The sequence below is a fragment of the Nonomuraea sp. NPDC049709 genome, from assembly GCF_040674815.1.
Taxonomy (GTDB): domain Bacteria; phylum Actinomycetota; class Actinomycetes; order Streptosporangiales; family Streptosporangiaceae; genus Nonomuraea.
The window spans coordinates 1-17163 of record NZ_JBFANM010000053.1 but is presented as its reverse complement, the minus strand read 5'-3'; the positions used below and the strand labels follow the sequence as shown (position 1 = coordinate 17163).

Here is a 17163-nt window from a genome sequence, read left to right as displayed (position 1 = left end):
AGCACCACCTTCGCCGCTGTCAGGTGCCGCTTCTTCGTGGCCGATCACGAAAAAGCCGGGCCGCCTCGTCCTACCGGCCGAAGATCCGCATCTGCAGCATGACGGTGAGCCGGGCGTCGGGGTCCGCCAGGTCCAGGCCGCTGATCTCGACCAGGCGCTTGAGCCGGTAGCGGAAGGTGTTGGCGTGCACGTGCACGCGGGCGGCGGCCAGGTTGACGTCCCCGAACGCGTCCAGGTACGCCCCCAGCGTGGCGGCCAGCTCCGTCCCGTGCTCGGCGTCATGGTCGAGCAGCCGCTGGTAGGGCCCGGTGGGCGCCTGCTCCTCGGCCGCGGCCACGTCGGCGACCTGGAGCAGGAGCGACTCGAAGTGCACCTCGGCGTAGCCGGCGGCCTGCCCGGCGGTGCCCCGGTTGCGCAGCACACGCAGGGCCCGGTCGGCGTCGGCCCGGGACCGGGCCACCTGGGCGAGGCTGAGCGCGAGGCGGCCGACGCCGATGTTGGCGGCGTGCCGGGGCCCGACCCTGGCCAGGAAGCTCTCGGCCACCCGTACGGCCCGCGCCTCCTCGTCGCCGCCGGCGGCCAGCGGCAGCACCGCGTACGCGACGGAGCCGACCAGCGCCGCCGCGGCCTTCGGGTGGATGGCGCCGACGTGCAGCGCGAGCGCGTCGCAGAAGCGCTGCCGGTCGTTCTCGCCCTGCGCCGGGTCGGCGGGCACGCCGGCGAGCTGGGCGGCCAGCACGCACAGGCGGGTGGTCGCGATGCCGAGCCGGCCGGCCGCCTCGGCGGCGTCCGCGCCCCCGGCCAGCACCGTGGACAGCAGGTCGGCGCGCAGCCGCCGCTGGGTGTCGGCGCCGGCCCGCTCGCGCAGGAGCTGCAGCGCCACGATCTTGGCCGCGTCGGCGAGCGCGCGCTGCCGCTGCGAGCTGAGCGGCTCGCGCACGACCGCCCAGATGGAGCCGAGGATCTCGTCGCCGACCCGCACCGCCATGGCGGCCCGGTTGACGATGGTCTCGTCGTCGAGCTCGATGTGGATCGGCTCGTGGCTCTGGTAGAGCCGCTTGAAGGCGCCCTGCTCCTCGAGCTGGCGCAGGTAGCGCTCGGGCACCTGGCGGCCGAGCACGGTCTCCACGCGGCCCGGGTCGGTCTCGTCCTGCCGCCCCGAGAAGGCCAGCACCCGCGAGGACCTGTCCTCGATCGTGACGGGCGCGTCGAGCAGCGCGCAGACGGCGTTGGCGAGGGAGAACAGGTCGCCGTGCGCGCCCTCCTCGTCCGGCTCGGCCAGCTCGCCCTCGGCCAGCAGGGACCGCAGCAGCGCGGCCACCTGCGCCCAGGAGGCGGCCCTGGTGAGGCCGAGCACGGCCACGCCGGTCTCCAGCACCGCGGCGCGCACCCGCTCGTCCACGTCCACCGGCAGCTTCACCACGACGCCGGAGGCGTGCGGCACCCGGTCGAGCAGGGCGCAGATCTCGCCGGCGCCCTGCACCCCGACGGCGAGCAGGATCGCGCCCGAGGGCACGATCAGCTCGTCGAGGGGGTCGTAGACGTGCACGCCGGTCACCTCGGCGTCGAGCTCACCGGGCGAGGCGGCCACGTCGAGCACGGTGGTGCCGAGGTCGTGGAGGATCCGCCCGAGACTGGCGCGCGGGCGGTTTCTCATCCGCTCACGATATTCCACGGCACATCCCACGGCAGCCGGTGGAATCGTCTCACCCGGTCTTCGGGGTCGCGCGGGCGCCCAGGTGCACGTACGGGGAGCCGTCGGGCAGCTCGTAGAACACGGCGGACATCCAGTCGGGGTCTTCCGGCGACCTGAAGACGAACGTGGTGTCGTCCACCGCGACGAGCCGGCTCTCCTGCGGCTTGTGCAGGTCGGCCAGCGCGCCCGTGGCCTCCATGCGCAGCCACGGCTCCCCGTCGCGCAGCGACACCGTCATCCGGGCGCCGGCGCGCTCGTACACGCCGGCGTAGCGGCCGGCGTCCACCTCGACCGGCGTCTCGGGCGGGCCCAGCGTGGGCGGCACGGTCAGGCCGTCGAGCTCCTTGAACAGCTCGGTGGCCACGGCGCGGGTGAAGGAGCCGGAGTGGCCGCCGTTGGTGGTGACGCAGGCGATGGTGCCGGTGCCGGGCACGGCCCAGAGCATGGCGTGCTGGCCGATGGTGTTGCCGCCGTGGGAGATGACGCGCTGGCCGTCCCATTCGTCCAGGATCCAGCCGATGCCCCACTGGCGGCCCAGCGCGTACGGGTTGGGGATCTCCACCTGCGGCTCCCACATCGCCTGAGGGTCGGCGAGCAGCCCGCCCTCCAGGTGGGCCCGGGCGAAGGCCACCACGTCGGCCGGGCGCGCGCAGATCAGCCCGGCCGGCCCCGCGGAGCGCATGAGCCCCCACATCGGGGCGGGCCCGCCCTCCACGTGGCCCATGGCGGCACGGAAGCGCAGCACGTCCTCGGGCAGGGTCCAGGTGTGGGTGAGGCCGAGCGGCTCGACGATGTCCTCCTGGAGGACGTCGTCCCAGCGCTTGCCGGCCAGCACCTCCAGGACGCGGCCGGCGATGGTGAAGCCGGAGTTGCAGTAGGACTGGGTGACGCCCAGCGGATGGTTCTGGACGAGATCGGCGCACGCCTCCACGTACTTCTGGACGCAGTCGTCGCCACGACCGGTGTCGAGGAACAGGTCTCCGTCGATGCCGCTGGTGTGGGTGAGGAGGTGCCTGATCGTGACGGTCTTGGTCACCTCGGGGTCGGCCACCTTGAAGTCCGGCAGCACCTCCGCCACGGGGGTGTCGAGCCCGAGCCTGCCCCGCTCGATCTGGAGCATGAGCAGCGTGGCGGTCCACACCTTGGTGATCGAGCCGATCTGGTAGAGCGAGTCGGGGGTGGAGTCGACGCCGGTGGCGGTGTTGAGGGTGCCGGCGGCGAACTCGTGCAGCTCTCCCTCGTGCAGGTACGCCAGCGCCGCTCCGGGCACCTCGTACTCGGCGATCAGCTCGGGGAGCCGCTGACCCATTGCTCCAGCCACGCGATGATCCTTTCGTTGTAGTCGTACCGGTGTGAGGGCCGGCCGTTCAGGATGAACAGGTGGGAGGCCCCCGGGTAGCGGACGAGCCGGACGGGCACCCGCCGCTCGCGCAGCGCGGCGAACCACTGCTCGGCCTGGCCGACCGGGCACCGGTCGTCGCTCTCGCCGTGCAGGATGAGGGTGGGGGCGGTGACCTCGGGGACGCGGGTGATCGGGGACTGGGCGGCCAGGTCGCCCGGGCACTCGTACGCCTTGAGCGCGAATCCCATGTCGGAGGTGCCGGACATGCTGGTCAGGTCGGTGACGGAGCCGCCCGCGACCGCCGCCTTGAACCGGTCCGTCGCGGCGGTCAGCCAGCACGTCATGTAGCCGCCGTAGCTGTAGCCGGTGACGGCCAGCCGCTCGGGATCGGCGATCCCGTCGGCCACCAGGTCGTCGACGGCGGCGAGGAAGTCCTGCCCGTCGGCCAGGCCCCAGGCGCCCACGGCGGCGGTGTAGAAGTCCTCGCCGTAGCCGTCGCTGGCGCGGGGGTTGAGGGCGAGCACGGTCCAGCCGCGGGCGGCCAGGGCCTGGTGGTAGAGGTGGAAGCCGTCGAGCACGGGGGCCCAGGCGTTGTGCGGGCCGCCGTGGACGTCCAGGAGCAGCGGGCCGGGGGCGGTGGCGCTCTCGTCGCGCAGGACGAAGCCCTCGACCTCGGTGCCGTCGGGGGCGGTGAAGGTGCGGCGGACGGGCATGTACAGCTCCACGTCCGGGAGGGCGTGCTCCGTGAGCCGGCGCGGGGCCTGCTCGCCGGGCTCCAGCAGGTAGACCTCGCCGGCGCTGTGCGCGGTCGCGGCCACGTACGCGACCCGCCCGGCCGCCACGCTCACCCCCGACACGCTGACGTCCTCGGGGACGAGCCTGTGGGCCGGCGCCCGGTAGAGGTGCGTCGAGCCCCGGTCACGCACGCAGAACAGCAGGTCATCGCCGAGCAGCGCCGGGGAGGCGCCCGGGTAGCCCGGATGCCCCGTCATCACGTTGCGATCGAGCCCCGTCTCCACCTCGGCCAGGCCGCCGGACGCCAGGGTGAACAGCCGCGTGTGCCCGACGGGACCGCCCTTCAGCCCCGCCACGATCAGCCGCTCGTCATCGCCCGTCCACCACACGCCGGTACAGATGATCTCCGGGCCGGTCAGCCGCTCGGGCGTCCCACCCGCGACCGGCACGGCGTACACGGCCCCTTCGGCCTCGAGGTCGCCGTCGGGCGCCATGCTCGCCACGAACGCCAGCCGCTTCCCGTCCGGCGACCACGACGGCTCCCCCGCGTGGAAGTCCCCCTCGGTGACCCGCACGGCCTCCCGGGACTCGACGTCCACCACGAACAGGTGCGTGGTGATCCCGCGCAGCAACCCGGCCCCGTCGGCCTTGTGGTCGAGCCGCTCGGCCACGACGGGCGCATGCGGATCAGGCGCCTCCCCACCGGATCCGACCGGACCGGCGTAGGCGATGCGGGCCCCGTCCGGCGACCACCGGGCCGCGCCGGCGCCGAGCGGCGCCTCGGTGACCACGACCGGCTCGCCGCCGTCCATGGGCAGCAGATGGAGCTGCGGCTTACCGTCCACGGCCCGCAGGAACGCCAGCCGCTTCCCGTCCGGCGACCACCGGGGCGCGCTCCCCTCGGCCAGCCGCCGCGGCGGCGCGCCGGGCGCGGCGAGCCAGATCTCCGCGCGGTTCTCATCGGCATCCCGATCGACGGTGGTGAGCGTGTACGCGACCGCACCTCCATCGGGCCGCAGCACGGGATCGGACGGTACGGCGAAACGGTAGAGATCGTCCAGGGAGAGACGTGGCATACCCGAACCGTAGGCCACCGCCACCCGCCCTGCTTCGGTCTCCCCGACGAACACCACCGCCCCCGTTGTGTCCCCCCACCAACCACCCCGACGGCTCCCAAGGAGCTCAGCGGCAACGGCAGGGCTCCCGCGATTCAGGACCGGCCGTACAGCTCGCGCATGTAACAGTTGATTCGTGGCAGTCTTCGAGCCGATTCTTCCTCGTCGTCCAACTCCCAGTCCTCGTCGCCGGGGCAGGGCAATGACCGCAATTCATGGCCACGTTCCCGCAGAGCGTCGGAGAAGCTTTCGCGGTCCTTTCCTGTCACTCGTTCCCAGGCTCCACCGGCCACGTAGTCCAAGATCTCGAACTGCGGCCAGTCGTCGTTCGTCCATGAGGGTCCACGATGCTCCATGGCCACCAGGCGCTGCACTTCCGGCACGTCGACCAGGGCGTCCGGGTCACCGGCCACCCGTTCGAAGACCTCACGTCCCAGGCCCACGAGCCACATGTGGAAGTACCAGAAGCCGTCGTCGGAGCCGAACCCGAACAGAGCACGCATGGCACCCCACATCAACCACGTGTCCACTCGGCGCCGGGCCGCGATCATGTGCGACGCGAAATCGATGACGTCCTTGGCGGAGCGTTGTTCCAGCACATCTTGAAGCCATGCCGCGCGCGCCTTCTTCCCACCCGTTTCGCGCCCGGATTGCTCTATCAGGCGCCAGAACTCATCGGTATCCATGAGCAGCGATCATGGCAGGGCCGGGCGAGCGCGCACAGGGCCGGTCGGGGTGGGGCGATCGGACGGGGGCCGCGAGGCGGTACCCGGGGATCGGGGTGGTGGCGGGGCGAGGACAATAACGGGGAGGACAGTAGGGTGATGATCCTCCGCCGGTTTCGGCAACTCAGCTTCCCGAGCAAGCGGGACGCCTGACGGGCGCCCGCGAGAATGGATGGTCAGCCATGGTTGGCAAGCCGGAACGGCAGGTGGCCGTGTTCGGTGCCGGGTACATCGGTCTGGTGACCGGTGCCTGCCTCGCCGAGCTCGGTCACCGGGTGGTGGTCCGGGACATCAATCCCGAGAAGGTCGCCCTTCTGCGGTCCGGCGACGTGCCGATCTACGAGCCGGGCCTCGGCGACATGATCGCCAGGAACAAGGAGCGCCTGACCTTCACCACGGACCTGCGGGAGACCCTGGACGGCGCCGAGATCGCGTACGTGTGCGTCGACACCCCGCCGTCCGCCTCCGGCGACGCGGACCTGTCGCGGATCTGGTCGGTCGTCAGGTCCCTGGAGGGCGCCACCCAGCTCAAGGCGGTCGTGGTGAAGTCGACCGTTCCGGTGGGCACCGGCGCCCGGGTGCGGACCGCGCTGGACGAGGCGGGCCTGGCCCACGTCGGGTACGCCGCCAACCCCGAGTTCACCGCCGAGGGACGGGCGGTCTCCGACTTCCTGAACCCCGACCGCATCGTCATCGGCGCGGCCGACGAGGCGACCGCCCAGCTGATCGCCGAGCTGCACGACGGCGTGGACGGCCCGGTCGTCGTGATGGACGTACGCTCGGCCGAGATGGTCAAGCTCGCCTCCAACGCCCTGCTCGCCACGAAAATCAGCTTCATCAACGAGATCGCCACCCTGTGCGAGAAGACCGGCGCCGACGTCGAGGAGGTCGCCCGCGCCGTCGGTCTCGACCACCGCCTCGGCCCCCACTTCCTGCGCCCGGGCATCGGCTGGGGCGGCTCCTGCTTCCCGAAGGACTCCGAGGCGCTGCGCCAGCTGGCCAGCAACACCGGCTATCACCTGCAGCTCCTGTCGGCCGTGATCGAGGTCAACAACCTGCAGAAGCGCCGCGCCATCCAGCAGCTCAAGGACGAGCTGGGCACGCTGACGGGCATGCGGGTGGCGCTGCTCGGGCTGACGTTCAAGCCGGGCACGGACGACATGCGCGAGGCGACGAGCACGGTGCTGGCCGGCCGGCTGCTGGCCGAGGGCGCTGAAGTACGGTGCTGGGACCCGATGGCCCGGCCGGCCGAGACGGAGCCGTGGACGTCCACGACCCGGCACGCGACACCGGAGCTGGCGCTCGAAGGCGCGGACGCGGCGATCGTGGTCACCGAGTGGCCGCAGCTCAAGGACGTCGACTGGGCGCACGCGGCGTCGGTGATGCGCCGCCCGGTGCTGTTCGACGGGCGCAACCTGCTGGATCCGGCGGAGATGCGGGGGCTGGGCTTCACGTACATGAGCGTCGGACGCCCGTGACCCCCGGCGCCCGACCCCTGGCGCCCGACCCCTGACCTCCGATGCCCGACCCCTGACGTCGGACCCCCGACATCGGACCCCCGACGCCCGACGTCTGAACCCCGACGCCGCCGACCCGTGACCATGGGCACCGGGTGTCCATCACTCTGCGCGCCGGATGTCCGTGACCGGCAGGCGCCGAACGGCCGTGACCCTGCGCGCCGGGTCCTCGTCAGGTCTCCAGCAGTGCCAATGCGGTGAGGAGCTCGGCGCGTGCCTCGTCGTCCTCGCGCACCTGCCGGCCGTAGGTGCCGAAGCGCGATGCGGGGGCGTCGCCGTACGCCTGCTCGCGTAGCTCGGGCAGGAGTGGGGCGGCGTCGGTGGCCAGCTCGCGCAGCGGCTCGGCGAGCCACGGCCCGGCGCCCAGCCGGGCGAGCTCCCTGCGTACGGCGTCGACGAGCGGCGCGGCCTCGCCGGTCACGCGGCGGATGGCCAGCGCCGCGGCGTCGAAGTTGTACGGGTCGTCGAGCAGGGCCCGCAGCCGTGGAACGAGTTCCGCGGCGGCCGGGCCGATCAGGCCGGCGAGCTCGGCCCCGGCGGCCACGCGCCCGCCGCCGTCGAGCGTGTCGGCGGCGACCCGGAGCGGTACGGCGGTCTCCCCCGCCCGCAGCAGCAGCCGGGCCGCCTCGACGCGGGCCTCGACGGCGTGGTGGTCGTCTCCCGGGCCGGTGGCGAGGTCTCGTAACGCGGGAAGCAGGCCGTCCAGGGGCAGGCCGTGACGCAGCGCCGCCTGCGCGGCCGGCACGGGCTCACCGCCTGCGGCGGCCTCGGCGATGCAGGCGGCCAGCCGGCCTGGGTCACCGGTGATCGCGGCGAGGGCCTGCGCGCATTCGAGGCGCTGCCTCCAGGACGCCTCCGGGGCGTCGCGGACTCGGGTCAGGGCGGGTACCGCCGTCCCGGCCGCGGGGCCGATCTCGGCGAGCGCGCGTACGGCCCACCAGCGGTCGTCCGCGATGAGCGGCGTGAGCTCGGGCACCGCGGCGGCCGCGTCCGGGCCCCAGCGGTGCAGCAGCCTGGTCAGGGCGTTCAGTTCGTTGTGCCACAGGGTCCTGCTGAGGAGCGTGTCGTAGCCCCCGCCTTCGCCGGGCTGCTCGGACGGCAACGCCGCCAGCCGCCGCCGCACCGCGCCGAGCAGAGCGGGGTCGCAGGGGACACCGGTGTCGATGAGCAGGTTCAGGAGGTCGGAGTCGGCCCGGCCCGCGACGAGCGCGGCCATGAACGGCTCACGCCAGCGCGAATCGCCGAGCGAGATCAGGATCTCCAGGGACGCATTGAACAGCCGCGCCTGGTCTGTGTTCGGATCCCCCCAGACCGGACCCGGGTCCGGGATCGACGCCGAGGACTGGGACGACGCCAAGAGCGGGGTCGGTGCCGGGTGCAGGGTCGATGCCGAGTGCGGGGCCGCGTTCTGGGTGGAGGCTGCGTCCCGGGCGGGAGCCGCGTGCTGGGCGAAGGGCGCATCCTGGAGAGGAGCCACGTCCTGGGCAGAGGCCGCATCCGGGGCGTAGGCCGGATTCTCGGCAGGGGCCGCATCCCGGGCAGGCGCCGCACCCCGAGTGGGAGCCGCACCCCGAGTGGGAGCCGCACCCCGAGTGGGAGCCGCATCCCGGGCGAAGGGCGGACCCTGGGCAGGGGCCGGATGCCGGGCAAGGGTCGCGTCCCGAGTGGAGGCCGCATCCTGGGCAGGGGCCGGATCGGTGCGGGGTGTGGGCGTGCGGGTGGTGACGTAGGTGGCGAGGATGTCGGCGGTCGCTGGTGCGGCTGCCGAAAGGTCCCTGACCGCCGCCACGGCGGCGGTGCGGACGGTGAGGTCGGGGTGGCCGACGGCGGCGGTCAGCAGGGGCGCCAGCTCCGCGCGGGCCGAGCGCGACCGCGCGCATCGGTCGTAGGCCACGTCGACGGCGGCGCGGGCGGCCTCGGCGGTCCCCCGCTCCAGCAGCGCGCCGCAGACCTCGATGAACGCTGGGCCGCCGAGGTGAGAGACGATCTCACCGAAGGGGTCGTCCGACCACACCCAGCCCTTCAGCGGCTGCTCCCCGTGCGACCAGTAGCCGACGAGCAGCTCGGAGGTCGTGTCCGGCCACGGGAGCCCGGCGTCGGCGATGGCCCACAACGCGCCGGCCCGGACGGCGGCCCGCTGGTCGGGCATCGATTCACCGTTCCGAACCGGGGACGGCCCGTCCATGGCGGCCTCGTCGTCTCCGCCCGCGAACGACCCGTCCACAGCGGCCTCGGCAGCCCCGCCCGCCCGCGGCCCTTCCAAGGGGGGCACGTCATCCCCGCCCGCGGACGGCCGGCCAGGCGCCGGTCCACCGGCCCCGCCCGCGGACGCCCGATCCGGTGCCAGCTCGGTGGTGAGCCAGGCGGCGCTGTCCGGCGGGTCGAGGCGGGCGGCGGCGGCGAGCAGGCCCGCCAGCACGTACGGCGAGCTCTCACGCGAGCGCCGTGCCCGCAGCGCCGGCATCACCTCGGCCGCCGACTCGCGGGGCAGGTTGCCCAGCAGGTAGGTGGCGGCGTGCCGGAGCTCGGCGTCGGGGTCGTCGAGCAGCGGCAGCAGCCGCCCCGTCTCGCGGGCCAGGGCCGCGCTCACGTCATCCAGCACCTCGGGGGCCGCGTCGTCGGTCGAGGCGATCGCGCCGAGCAGGTGGACGAGCCGATGGCGCCGGCGGGTGCCCGGGTCGGCGGCGAGCCGGGCGATGAAGGGCACCGCCCACGGCGTCGCACGGTACAGCGTGCCCTGGTGGAAGACGCTGCCGAACAGCTCGTCGATCGCCTCCTCCGCCACCCCGTCGTCCTCGCCGACGGCGTCCCGCAGGGTCTGCGGCACGTCCTCCGCCGAGCCGTACGCGTGCTCGAGGGAGCCCCAGTCGATGTCGTCGATGCCGTCGAGGGCGGCGGTCGTCATCCGTCGTCGTCCTTCCCCATCTGTCCCGGCCTGCCTGCGTGACCGGCAGAAAGCCTAGGGGAAGGCTCCGACAGACGATCAACGTCGGGAGCTTTTCGGGGCGCGGAATAATTCGTTGCGGTCGGATGCTGATGCCCGCACTATGTTCCTCATGTTCCTGCACGCTCACCCCGCGACGCCCGCACTGCCGGGCGCGTTCGGGCGTGCCTGCGACGGCCTGGAGCGCTGACCTCTTCCCGTAAGTCCTGAAGTGACCCGGCGGGGGGAGGTTGACCGGCCCTGACGGGTCACGCATCCACTTCAGGTTCGAGGGAAGGAACCATGGCCAAGCAGGCCTACGTACGGAACAAGCCGCATCTCAACATCGGCACCATGGGCCACGTCGACCACGGCAAGACCACGCTGACGGCCGCCATCACGAAGGTGCTGGCCGCGCGCGGGCAGGCCACGTACACGCCGTTCGAGCGGATCGACCGGACCCCGGAGGAGGCCTCCAGGGGGATCACGATCAACATCTCGCACGTCGAGTACGAGACCGCCACCAGGCACTACGCCCACGTGGACATGCCGGGCCACGCCGACTACGTGAAGAACATGATCACGGGGGCGGCGCAGCTCGACGGCGCGATCCTGGTCGTGTCCGCGCACGACGGGATCATGCCGCAGACCAGGGAGCACGTGCTGCTCGCCAAGCGGGTCGGCGTCGAGCACCTGGTCGTGGCCGTCAACAAGGCCGACGGCGCCGACCCGGAGCTGACCGACCTGGTCGAGCTGGAGCTGCAGGACCTGCTCGCCGAGCACGGTTACCGCGACGTCCCGATGGTCCGGGTGTCCGGGCTGCGGGCGCTGGAGGGCGACCCGGTCTGGACGGCGTCGGTCGAGGCGCTGCTCCAGGCGGTGGACGAGCACATCCCCGTGCCCGTGCGGTACGTGGACGCGCCGTTCCTCATGCCGGTCGAGAACGTGCTGACGGTCACCGGCCGCGGCACGGTCGTGACCGGCGCCATCGAGCGCGGCACGGTCCGGGTCGGCGACACGGTCGAGGTGGTCGGGTTCGGTGACGGGTTCTCCGCCGTCGTGACGGGGGTGGAGACGTTCGGCAAGACGATGGAGCAGGGCGAGGCCGGCGACAACGCCGCCGTGCTGCTGCGCGGGGTTCGCCGCGAGCAGGTACGGCGGGGCATGGTGCTGGCCGAGCCGGGCAGCCAGCGGGCTCTCGGGTCGTTCACCGCCCGCGTCTACCTCCTGACTCCGGAGGAGGGCGGGCGGCGCCGGCCGATCGCGTCCGGGTACCGGCCGCAGTTCTACCTGCGCACGACGGACGTGCCGGGGGAGCTCGTCCTGCCCGACGGCGAGAGCGCCCGGCCGGGTGACACGGTCGAGGTGGCGGTCGCGCTGGGCAAGGCGGTCGCGCTCGAGCCGGGGCTCGGGTTCGCCATCCGTGAGGGCGGCCTCACGGTCGGCGCCGGCACCGTCCTCACCGTCCCCAACTGAAAAGGCCGTGCCGGAAGGCCGCTGGAAGGCCGCTGATAGGTGCGCGAAGGTGCGGGAAGGTCTCGACGCACCGAAGATCGCGGGAAGGTCTCGACGCACCGAACGCCGAGGGCCGGGTCCCACGTCCGCGTGGGGCCCGGCCCTTCGGGGTCACGCCGGGTCGAAGCGGAGCCGGAGTGTCGCCCGTCGTGCCATCAGGTTGTAGCCCGGCAGCGCGCCCGGGCCGCACGTCGCCGTGCCGATGCCCTGGTGGGCGAGGTCCAGGTGGAGGTGCAGCCGCTCCCCCGGCACCAGGTCGGGCCGGTGGCGGGCGGCGGCCAGCTCGGCGGTGCTCCACCGGCGCGCGGTCAGCCCGAACGTGGGCTCCCCGGACACCCTGAACCCGCCCAGCTCGGCCCACCGCACGTCGGCGCGGTGCCCGTTCTCCTGGGGGTAGACGTACGGCGTCTGCAACTCCTCGACCGTGGCCGACCACCGGCCGGTGCGGGCGGCCATGCCCGTGTCCGGGTACGCCTCCCCGGGCCCCGACCCGAACCACGTCACCCGGTCCACCGCGCTGCCCGGCAGCGACATCGTGACCCCGATCCGCGGGATCGGGTCGCGCCACTCGCCGTCCGGCTCGACGTCCAGCAGCAGCCGCAGCCCGCCGTCGAAGGTCCACCGGTACGTCGCCCACATCCCGAGGTCGGTGGCCGCGGGCGCGACCCGGGTCCGCACGGTCAGCCCGTCGTCCAGGGAGACGTCGTCCACCCGCTGGGTGAGCCGGTGCAGGCCGAGCGCGCGCCACGTGGCCTCGAGGCCGCCGTAGCGGTCGTTGTCGGTCGGGGCCCGCCACAGGTCGAGCCGGGGCCCGTCCACCTCCCGCCCGAACAGCCGGACGAGCCGCCCCGTCACCGCGTCGAACGCGCAGTCGCCCGCGGTCAGCTCGCCGCCGGCACGGGCGAACGCCAGCAGGGTGTCCACCCGCCGGGACTCGGGCCGGGCCAGCATGGCCTGCCCCCACGCCACCTCGTGCCCCGCCTCCGCCCAGGGCTGGTCGGCGGCCAGCTCCGCGCGTACGGTCAGCCAGCACTCGCCGATCGGCCCGGCCGCGGTGTCGGGCAGCTTGCACTCGCCGCCGCCCGCGGGCACGTCGAGGCGGTGCTCGGCGACCGTCTCGCCCTCCACCTGCACGGTGGCCACGAACCGCAGGTGGGACAGGTCCGTGAAGCCGTAGCCGTTGACGACCCGCACGAACCCGTCGCCGAACTCGAACCTGACCGGCTCGAACACCTTCTTCAGGTCAATCAGGCCGGGCGACGGCGTGCGGTCGGGGAACACGAGCCCGTCGATCACGAAGTTCCCGTCGTGCACGGGCTCGCCGTAGTCGCCGCCGTAGGCGTACCCGTACTCGGGATGCGCCAGCCCGTGGTCGATCCACTCCCAGATGAACCCGCCGGCCAGGCGCGGATAGCGCTCGAACAGCTCCTGGTACTCGGCCAGCCCGCCGGGCCCGTTGCCCATGGCGTGGGCGTACTCGCACTGCAGGAACGGCATCCCGCGCCGCCGCTCGTCCAGCCGGGCGTCTTCGAGCGGGTCCTCCTCGTGCCGGCCGATGGCCTCGACCTCGGCGTGGGAGGCGTACATGCGGGAGTAGACGTCGGTGTGCTCGCACGACCAGTCGCCCTCGTAGTGCAGCGGCCTGGACGGGTCGCGCTCGCGCGTCCAGTCCGCCATGACGGCCAGGTTCCGGCCGACGCCGGCCTCGTTGCCGAGCGACCACATGATGACGCTGGGGTGGTTCTTGTCGCGTTCGACCATGCGGCGCATGCGGTCGAGCAGCGCGTCGGCGTAGCGGGGGTCGTCGGTGGGGTTGGCCCGCCAGCCGACCTGGCCGAAGCCGTGGGTCTCCAGGTCGCACTCGTCGATCACCCACAGGCCCAGCTCGTCGCACAGGTCGAGGAAGGCGGGGTGCGGCGGGTAGTGGCTGGTCCTGACGGCGTTGACGTTGTGCCGCTTCATCAGCAGCACGTCCTCGCGCATCGTCGCGTACGGCACAGCGCGGCCGTGCTCGGGGTGGAACTCGTGCCGGTTGACGCCCTTGAGCAGCAGCGGGCGGCCGTTGGCCAGAAGCACGCCGTCCACGATGGAGATCGTGCGGAAGCCGACGCGCAGGCGTACCGTCTCCTCCGGCGCGGTCACCACCGCGTCGTACAGGCGCGGCGTCTCCGCCGTCCACGGCTCGACCTCGACCGTGACCTCCGTGCCCGGCTCCAGCCCCTCGACGCCGAGTTCGGGGACGCTCAGCGTGCCGGGGCCGTCGAAGCTCAGCGTGCCGCGCCCGTCCTCGTAGGAGGCGCGCACGAAGACGTCGGCGGTGGAGCGGGTGAGCGAGACGTCGCGGAAGATGCCGGGCAGCCACCACATGTCCTGGTCCTCCAGGTATGTGGCGGCCGACCACTGGTGCACGCGCACGGCCAGCACGTTGCGGCCCGGCCTCAGGTGCGGACCGGCGTCGTACTCGACGGGCAGCCGGCTGCCGGTCGAGAAGCCCAGCTCGTGCCCGTTGAGCCAGACGCGGGCGAAGGACTCGGCGCCCTCGAACCGCAGCCGGCCGCCCGTCCAGCCCTCGGGCAGGTCGAAGGCGCGGCGGTAGTCGCCCGTCGGGTTCTCGTCGGGGACGCGTGGCGGGTCGATGGGGATGGGGTAGGAGACGTTCGTGTACGCCGGGGCGCCGTGGCCGTGCAGGGCCCAGTGGGACGGGACCGGGAGGTCGTCCCAGGCCGCGTCGTCGTAGTCGGGCCCGGCGAAGTCCTCGGGGGCGTTCGCGGTGGATGAGAGGCGGAAGCGCCACGTCCCGTTGAGGTCGAGAGCGGGCGCGTCGGAATCGAGTGCGGCCCTGGGTTCGAGTCGGCCCGAACCGGGGCTGAAAGTTTCGAGATCCATCTCCGCCGAGCCTAGAGGTTCCTGGCGGTTTCGTCAGCGATGAGTTTTGTGTCCGTACTGGGAGGAAGGGGGCAGGTCCCGCACGGACGTGCACCCGGCTCTCGACGACGCGAGATAACCGGCCAGCAGCGCCTCCGCCACCGCCCCCACGGCGGCGTCGCCCGGCAGGAATCGGGGGCTGTGCAGGCCGGCCGCGGTGTCCCCGATGTCCACGCCCACGAACATCATCAGCGACGGCGCCACGTCCCCGTAGCGCGCGAAGTCGTCGGCCCCGCACGACCGCAGCTCGTCGGTTACCGCCCACCCCTGCTCCCGCAGCCTGTCCCCCGCGCGTACGGCCAGCGCCGGGTCGTTGACCAGCATCGGCTCCCCGGGCAGGATCTCGACCTCGGCCACGCACCCGTACGCGCTGGCGGTGTCCTCGGCCACCTGCGTGAACCGGCGGTGCAGCCGCTCGCGCCAGCCCTCCGACATGGTCCGCAGCGTGCCCCTGGCCACCGCCTCGCCGGGCACGGCGTTGGGCGTGGTGCCCGCGGTGACCGTGCCGAACGTCACCACGGTCGGCGTCATGGGGTCGGCGGCCCGGCTGACGAGCTGTTGCGCGGCCACGATCACCTGCGCCATGGCCAGGACCGGGTCGCGGGTGAGGTGCGGGTACGCGGCATGCCCCTCCGACCCTCGCACGGTCACCCTGAACTCGTCGGAGGAGGCGTTCACCGGACCGGGCGTGCAGGCGATGGTGCCCTCGGGCAGCACGGGCTGGACGTGGGCGCCGATCATGGCGTGCACGCGGTGCCGTTCGAGCACGCCGGAGGAGACGACGTCGAGCGCGCCGGAGGGGTAGGTCTCCTCGCGCGGCTGCAGCACGACCAGCAGCGGAGCGACCGCCCGCGCGTCGATCCCGGGGACGGGCCCCGGCTCGGTGGCGAGCTCGGGATCGGGGGCGAGCTCCGGCCCGACGGCGGGCTCCGGGCCGACGGCGAGCTCCGGCCCGACGGCGGCGACGGCGGCGACGGCGCGGGCGAGCGCGACCACGGCGGCCAGGTGCACGTCGTGGCCGCAGGCGTGCATGGCGCCGTTGGTGGCCGCCCACGGCACTCCGGTGCGCTCGACGATCGGCAGCGCGTCCAGCTCCCCGCGCACCCCCACCGCCGGCCCCGGCCCGCCGATCCGCAGCACGGCGCCGGTGCCCGCCACGTGCTCGACCGCCCCGCCGGGCAGCGCGTCGAGCACCTGCTTGAGCGTCGGCCCCTCATGCCCCGACACGCGGGGCAGGGCGTGCAGCTCCCGCCTCAGCGCCACGGCGGCGGGCAGTTCCCGGCTCAGCGCCGCCCGCAACACCTCCTCCGCGTCCGCCCGGTTCCCGTCCGCACCCGTACGGTGCCCGTCCACGTTCATCCACCCACCTCTAGGAAAACGACCCCATCAACGCGTCCCTCCTCATCCCCCGGCCCCGAGGCCGTAGACGTGGCGCGCGTTCCCGCCCCCCACCATCGCGGCCACCCGCAGCGCCTGGTCGAGCGACCACTCCCCGTCGGTCACGAACCCGCCCAGCACCCGCGCCATCGCCCGCCGCCACAACAGCGCGCCCAGGTGGTGCAGCTCGGCCGGCCCGAAGGCGTCGGAGGAGAAGAGGAGCTTCGAGAACGGCGCCACCTCCAGGCTCTCCGCCACCAGCGCCGCGCTCCGCGCCCCCGTGTAGCTGACCCCCAGCCCCACGTCGAAGAACACGTGCGGGTACGCCTGCGCCAGGAATCCCGCCTGCCGCTGGTACGGATAGCAGTGCAGCAGCACCAGCGGCACCCCGGTCGGCTCGGCCAGCTCGATCAGCCCGCGCAGCAGCAGCGGGTCCGCCCGCCGCAGGTCCACGTCGGGATCGCCGAAACCGATGTGGAACTGCAGCGGCAGCCCCCGCTCCAGCCCCGCCCAGACGATGTGCCGCACCAGCACGGGATCGCGCAGCCGCCCGCCCCCGTCGGCCAGCCACCGCCCGGCGGCGAAGGTGACCTCCTCGGCGGAGGGCGGCGCGGGGTCGAAGTCGAGCCCGCACCGGTAGGCGGCGATGGTCTTGAGCCCGCGCGCCGTCCGCGTCCGCTCCCGCAGCGCCTCCCCGAACCGCGAGGCGAACGTGCCCGCCTGGCACCCCGCGGCGGCCACCTGCTCGGCCACGCTCTCCAGCCGCACCACCTCGTCGGCGGGCGACCCGCTGGCCTCGGCCATCCCGGACGGCCCGAGCAGCTCCTCGCCCCGGTAGCCGGTCTCGACCAGGAAGTGCCCGATGCCGCTGGCGCCGAGCAGCAGCCGGTTGACCTCGGCGGCGCCGAGCCTGGCGCGCCGGGCCAGGTATTCCTCGGGCGCGCAGAAGGGCTCCAGCCCGAGCACGGGCGCGCAGTGGCGCAGGATGGCGAACCCGACCTGGGAGTCGAACTGGGTCATCCACTCCGGCACCGGGCGATCGGACTCGGTGATCAGCTCCTCGAACGCCGTGCGCGACAGGTCGTGCGAGCTGGCCCCGTGGACGTGGTGGTCCACCAGCGGCAGCTCGTCGATGGCCTGGGTGAGCGCGGTGGGCACGAGATCGAGCTCAACGGACATCGGCCATCCTCCCCCGGTGACGTTTCCCACGACCTCGTACCCCGGCCCCCTTCCCGCGACCCAGGGGGACGAACACGGAAACGAACACGGAAGGGCCCCGCGGGACGGAGGCCG

At 73.5% G+C, this 17163-nt stretch carries 10 protein-coding genes; 2 read left to right on the top strand and 8 right to left on the bottom strand.

What is annotated here, in order from left to right; all coding sequences use genetic code 11:
• Positions 1 to 70 precede the first annotated feature (70 nt).
• The 4 genes from AB0J69_RS40730 to AB0J69_RS40715 all read right to left on the bottom strand — a co-directional run bounded on the left by AB0J69_RS40730 (position 71) and on the right by AB0J69_RS40715 (position 5574).
• Entirely contained in the window at positions 71 to 1657 is a 1587-nt protein-coding gene (locus AB0J69_RS40730; RefSeq protein WP_364129264.1) for a helix-turn-helix domain-containing protein, read from the bottom strand.
• Positions 1658 to 1706: 49 nt separating this feature from the next.
• Positions 1707 to 3017: a serine hydrolase domain-containing protein gene (locus tag AB0J69_RS40725; protein ID WP_364129261.1), complete on the bottom strand. Its 1311-nt coding sequence runs from the start codon at positions 3015 to 3017 to the stop codon at positions 1707 to 1709.
• A complete protein-coding gene (locus AB0J69_RS40720) occupies positions 2981 to 4849 on the bottom strand; it encodes a S9 family peptidase (RefSeq protein WP_364129259.1) in 1869 nt (622 codons plus the stop codon). Before AB0J69_RS40720 ends, AB0J69_RS40725 begins: the two co-directional genes overlap by 37 nt.
• 134 nt (positions 4850 to 4983) lie before the next feature.
• The gene (locus AB0J69_RS40715; protein WP_364129256.1) at positions 4984 to 5574 is read right to left on the bottom strand and encodes a DUF4240 domain-containing protein; all 591 of its coding nucleotides are present in this window, start codon (positions 5572 to 5574) and stop codon (positions 4984 to 4986) included.
• A 221-nt stretch (positions 5575 to 5795) separates the two neighbouring features.
• Between AB0J69_RS40715 and AB0J69_RS40710 the strand changes: the two genes are divergently transcribed.
• Positions 5796 to 7091, top strand: coding sequence for a UDP-glucose/GDP-mannose dehydrogenase family protein (locus AB0J69_RS40710; protein ID WP_364129253.1), 1296 nt, complete (start codon positions 5796 to 5798; stop codon positions 7089 to 7091).
• Positions 7092 to 7302: 211 nt separating this feature from the next.
• On the opposite strand, the gene AB0J69_RS40705 is transcribed toward AB0J69_RS40710, so the two are convergent.
• Entirely contained in the window at positions 7303 to 10035 is a 2733-nt protein-coding gene (locus AB0J69_RS40705) for a hypothetical protein (RefSeq protein WP_364129250.1), read from the bottom strand.
• A gap of 321 nt (positions 10036 to 10356) precedes the next feature.
• On the opposite strand from AB0J69_RS40705, the gene tuf reads away from it, so the two are divergent.
• Positions 10357 to 11529 (top strand): elongation factor Tu, encoded by a 1173-nt coding sequence (gene tuf / locus AB0J69_RS40700; RefSeq protein ID WP_364129247.1) that lies wholly within the window; start codon positions 10357 to 10359, stop codon positions 11527 to 11529.
• Positions 11530 to 11679: 150 nt separating this feature from the next.
• Here the strand turns inward: tuf and AB0J69_RS40695 are convergent, their stop codons facing one another.
• Genes AB0J69_RS40695 through AB0J69_RS40685 form a run of 3 tightly spaced genes read right to left on the bottom strand, consistent with a single transcriptional unit; the run spans position 11680 to position 17049 of the window.
• Positions 11680 to 14454 (bottom strand): glycoside hydrolase family 2 TIM barrel-domain containing protein, encoded by a 2775-nt coding sequence (locus AB0J69_RS40695; protein ID WP_364129244.1) that lies wholly within the window; start codon positions 14452 to 14454, stop codon positions 11680 to 11682.
• A 33-nt stretch (positions 14455 to 14487) separates the two neighbouring features.
• Entirely contained in the window at positions 14488 to 15852 is a 1365-nt protein-coding gene (locus tag AB0J69_RS40690; RefSeq protein WP_364129242.1) for a M20 family metallopeptidase, read from the bottom strand.
• A 42-nt stretch (positions 15853 to 15894) separates the two neighbouring features.
• Positions 15895 to 17049, bottom strand: a complete 1155-nt coding sequence (locus tag AB0J69_RS40685; RefSeq protein ID WP_364129239.1) for an amidohydrolase family protein — start codon at positions 17047 to 17049, stop codon at positions 15895 to 15897.
• Between the last annotated feature and the right edge of the window lie 114 nt (positions 17050 to 17163).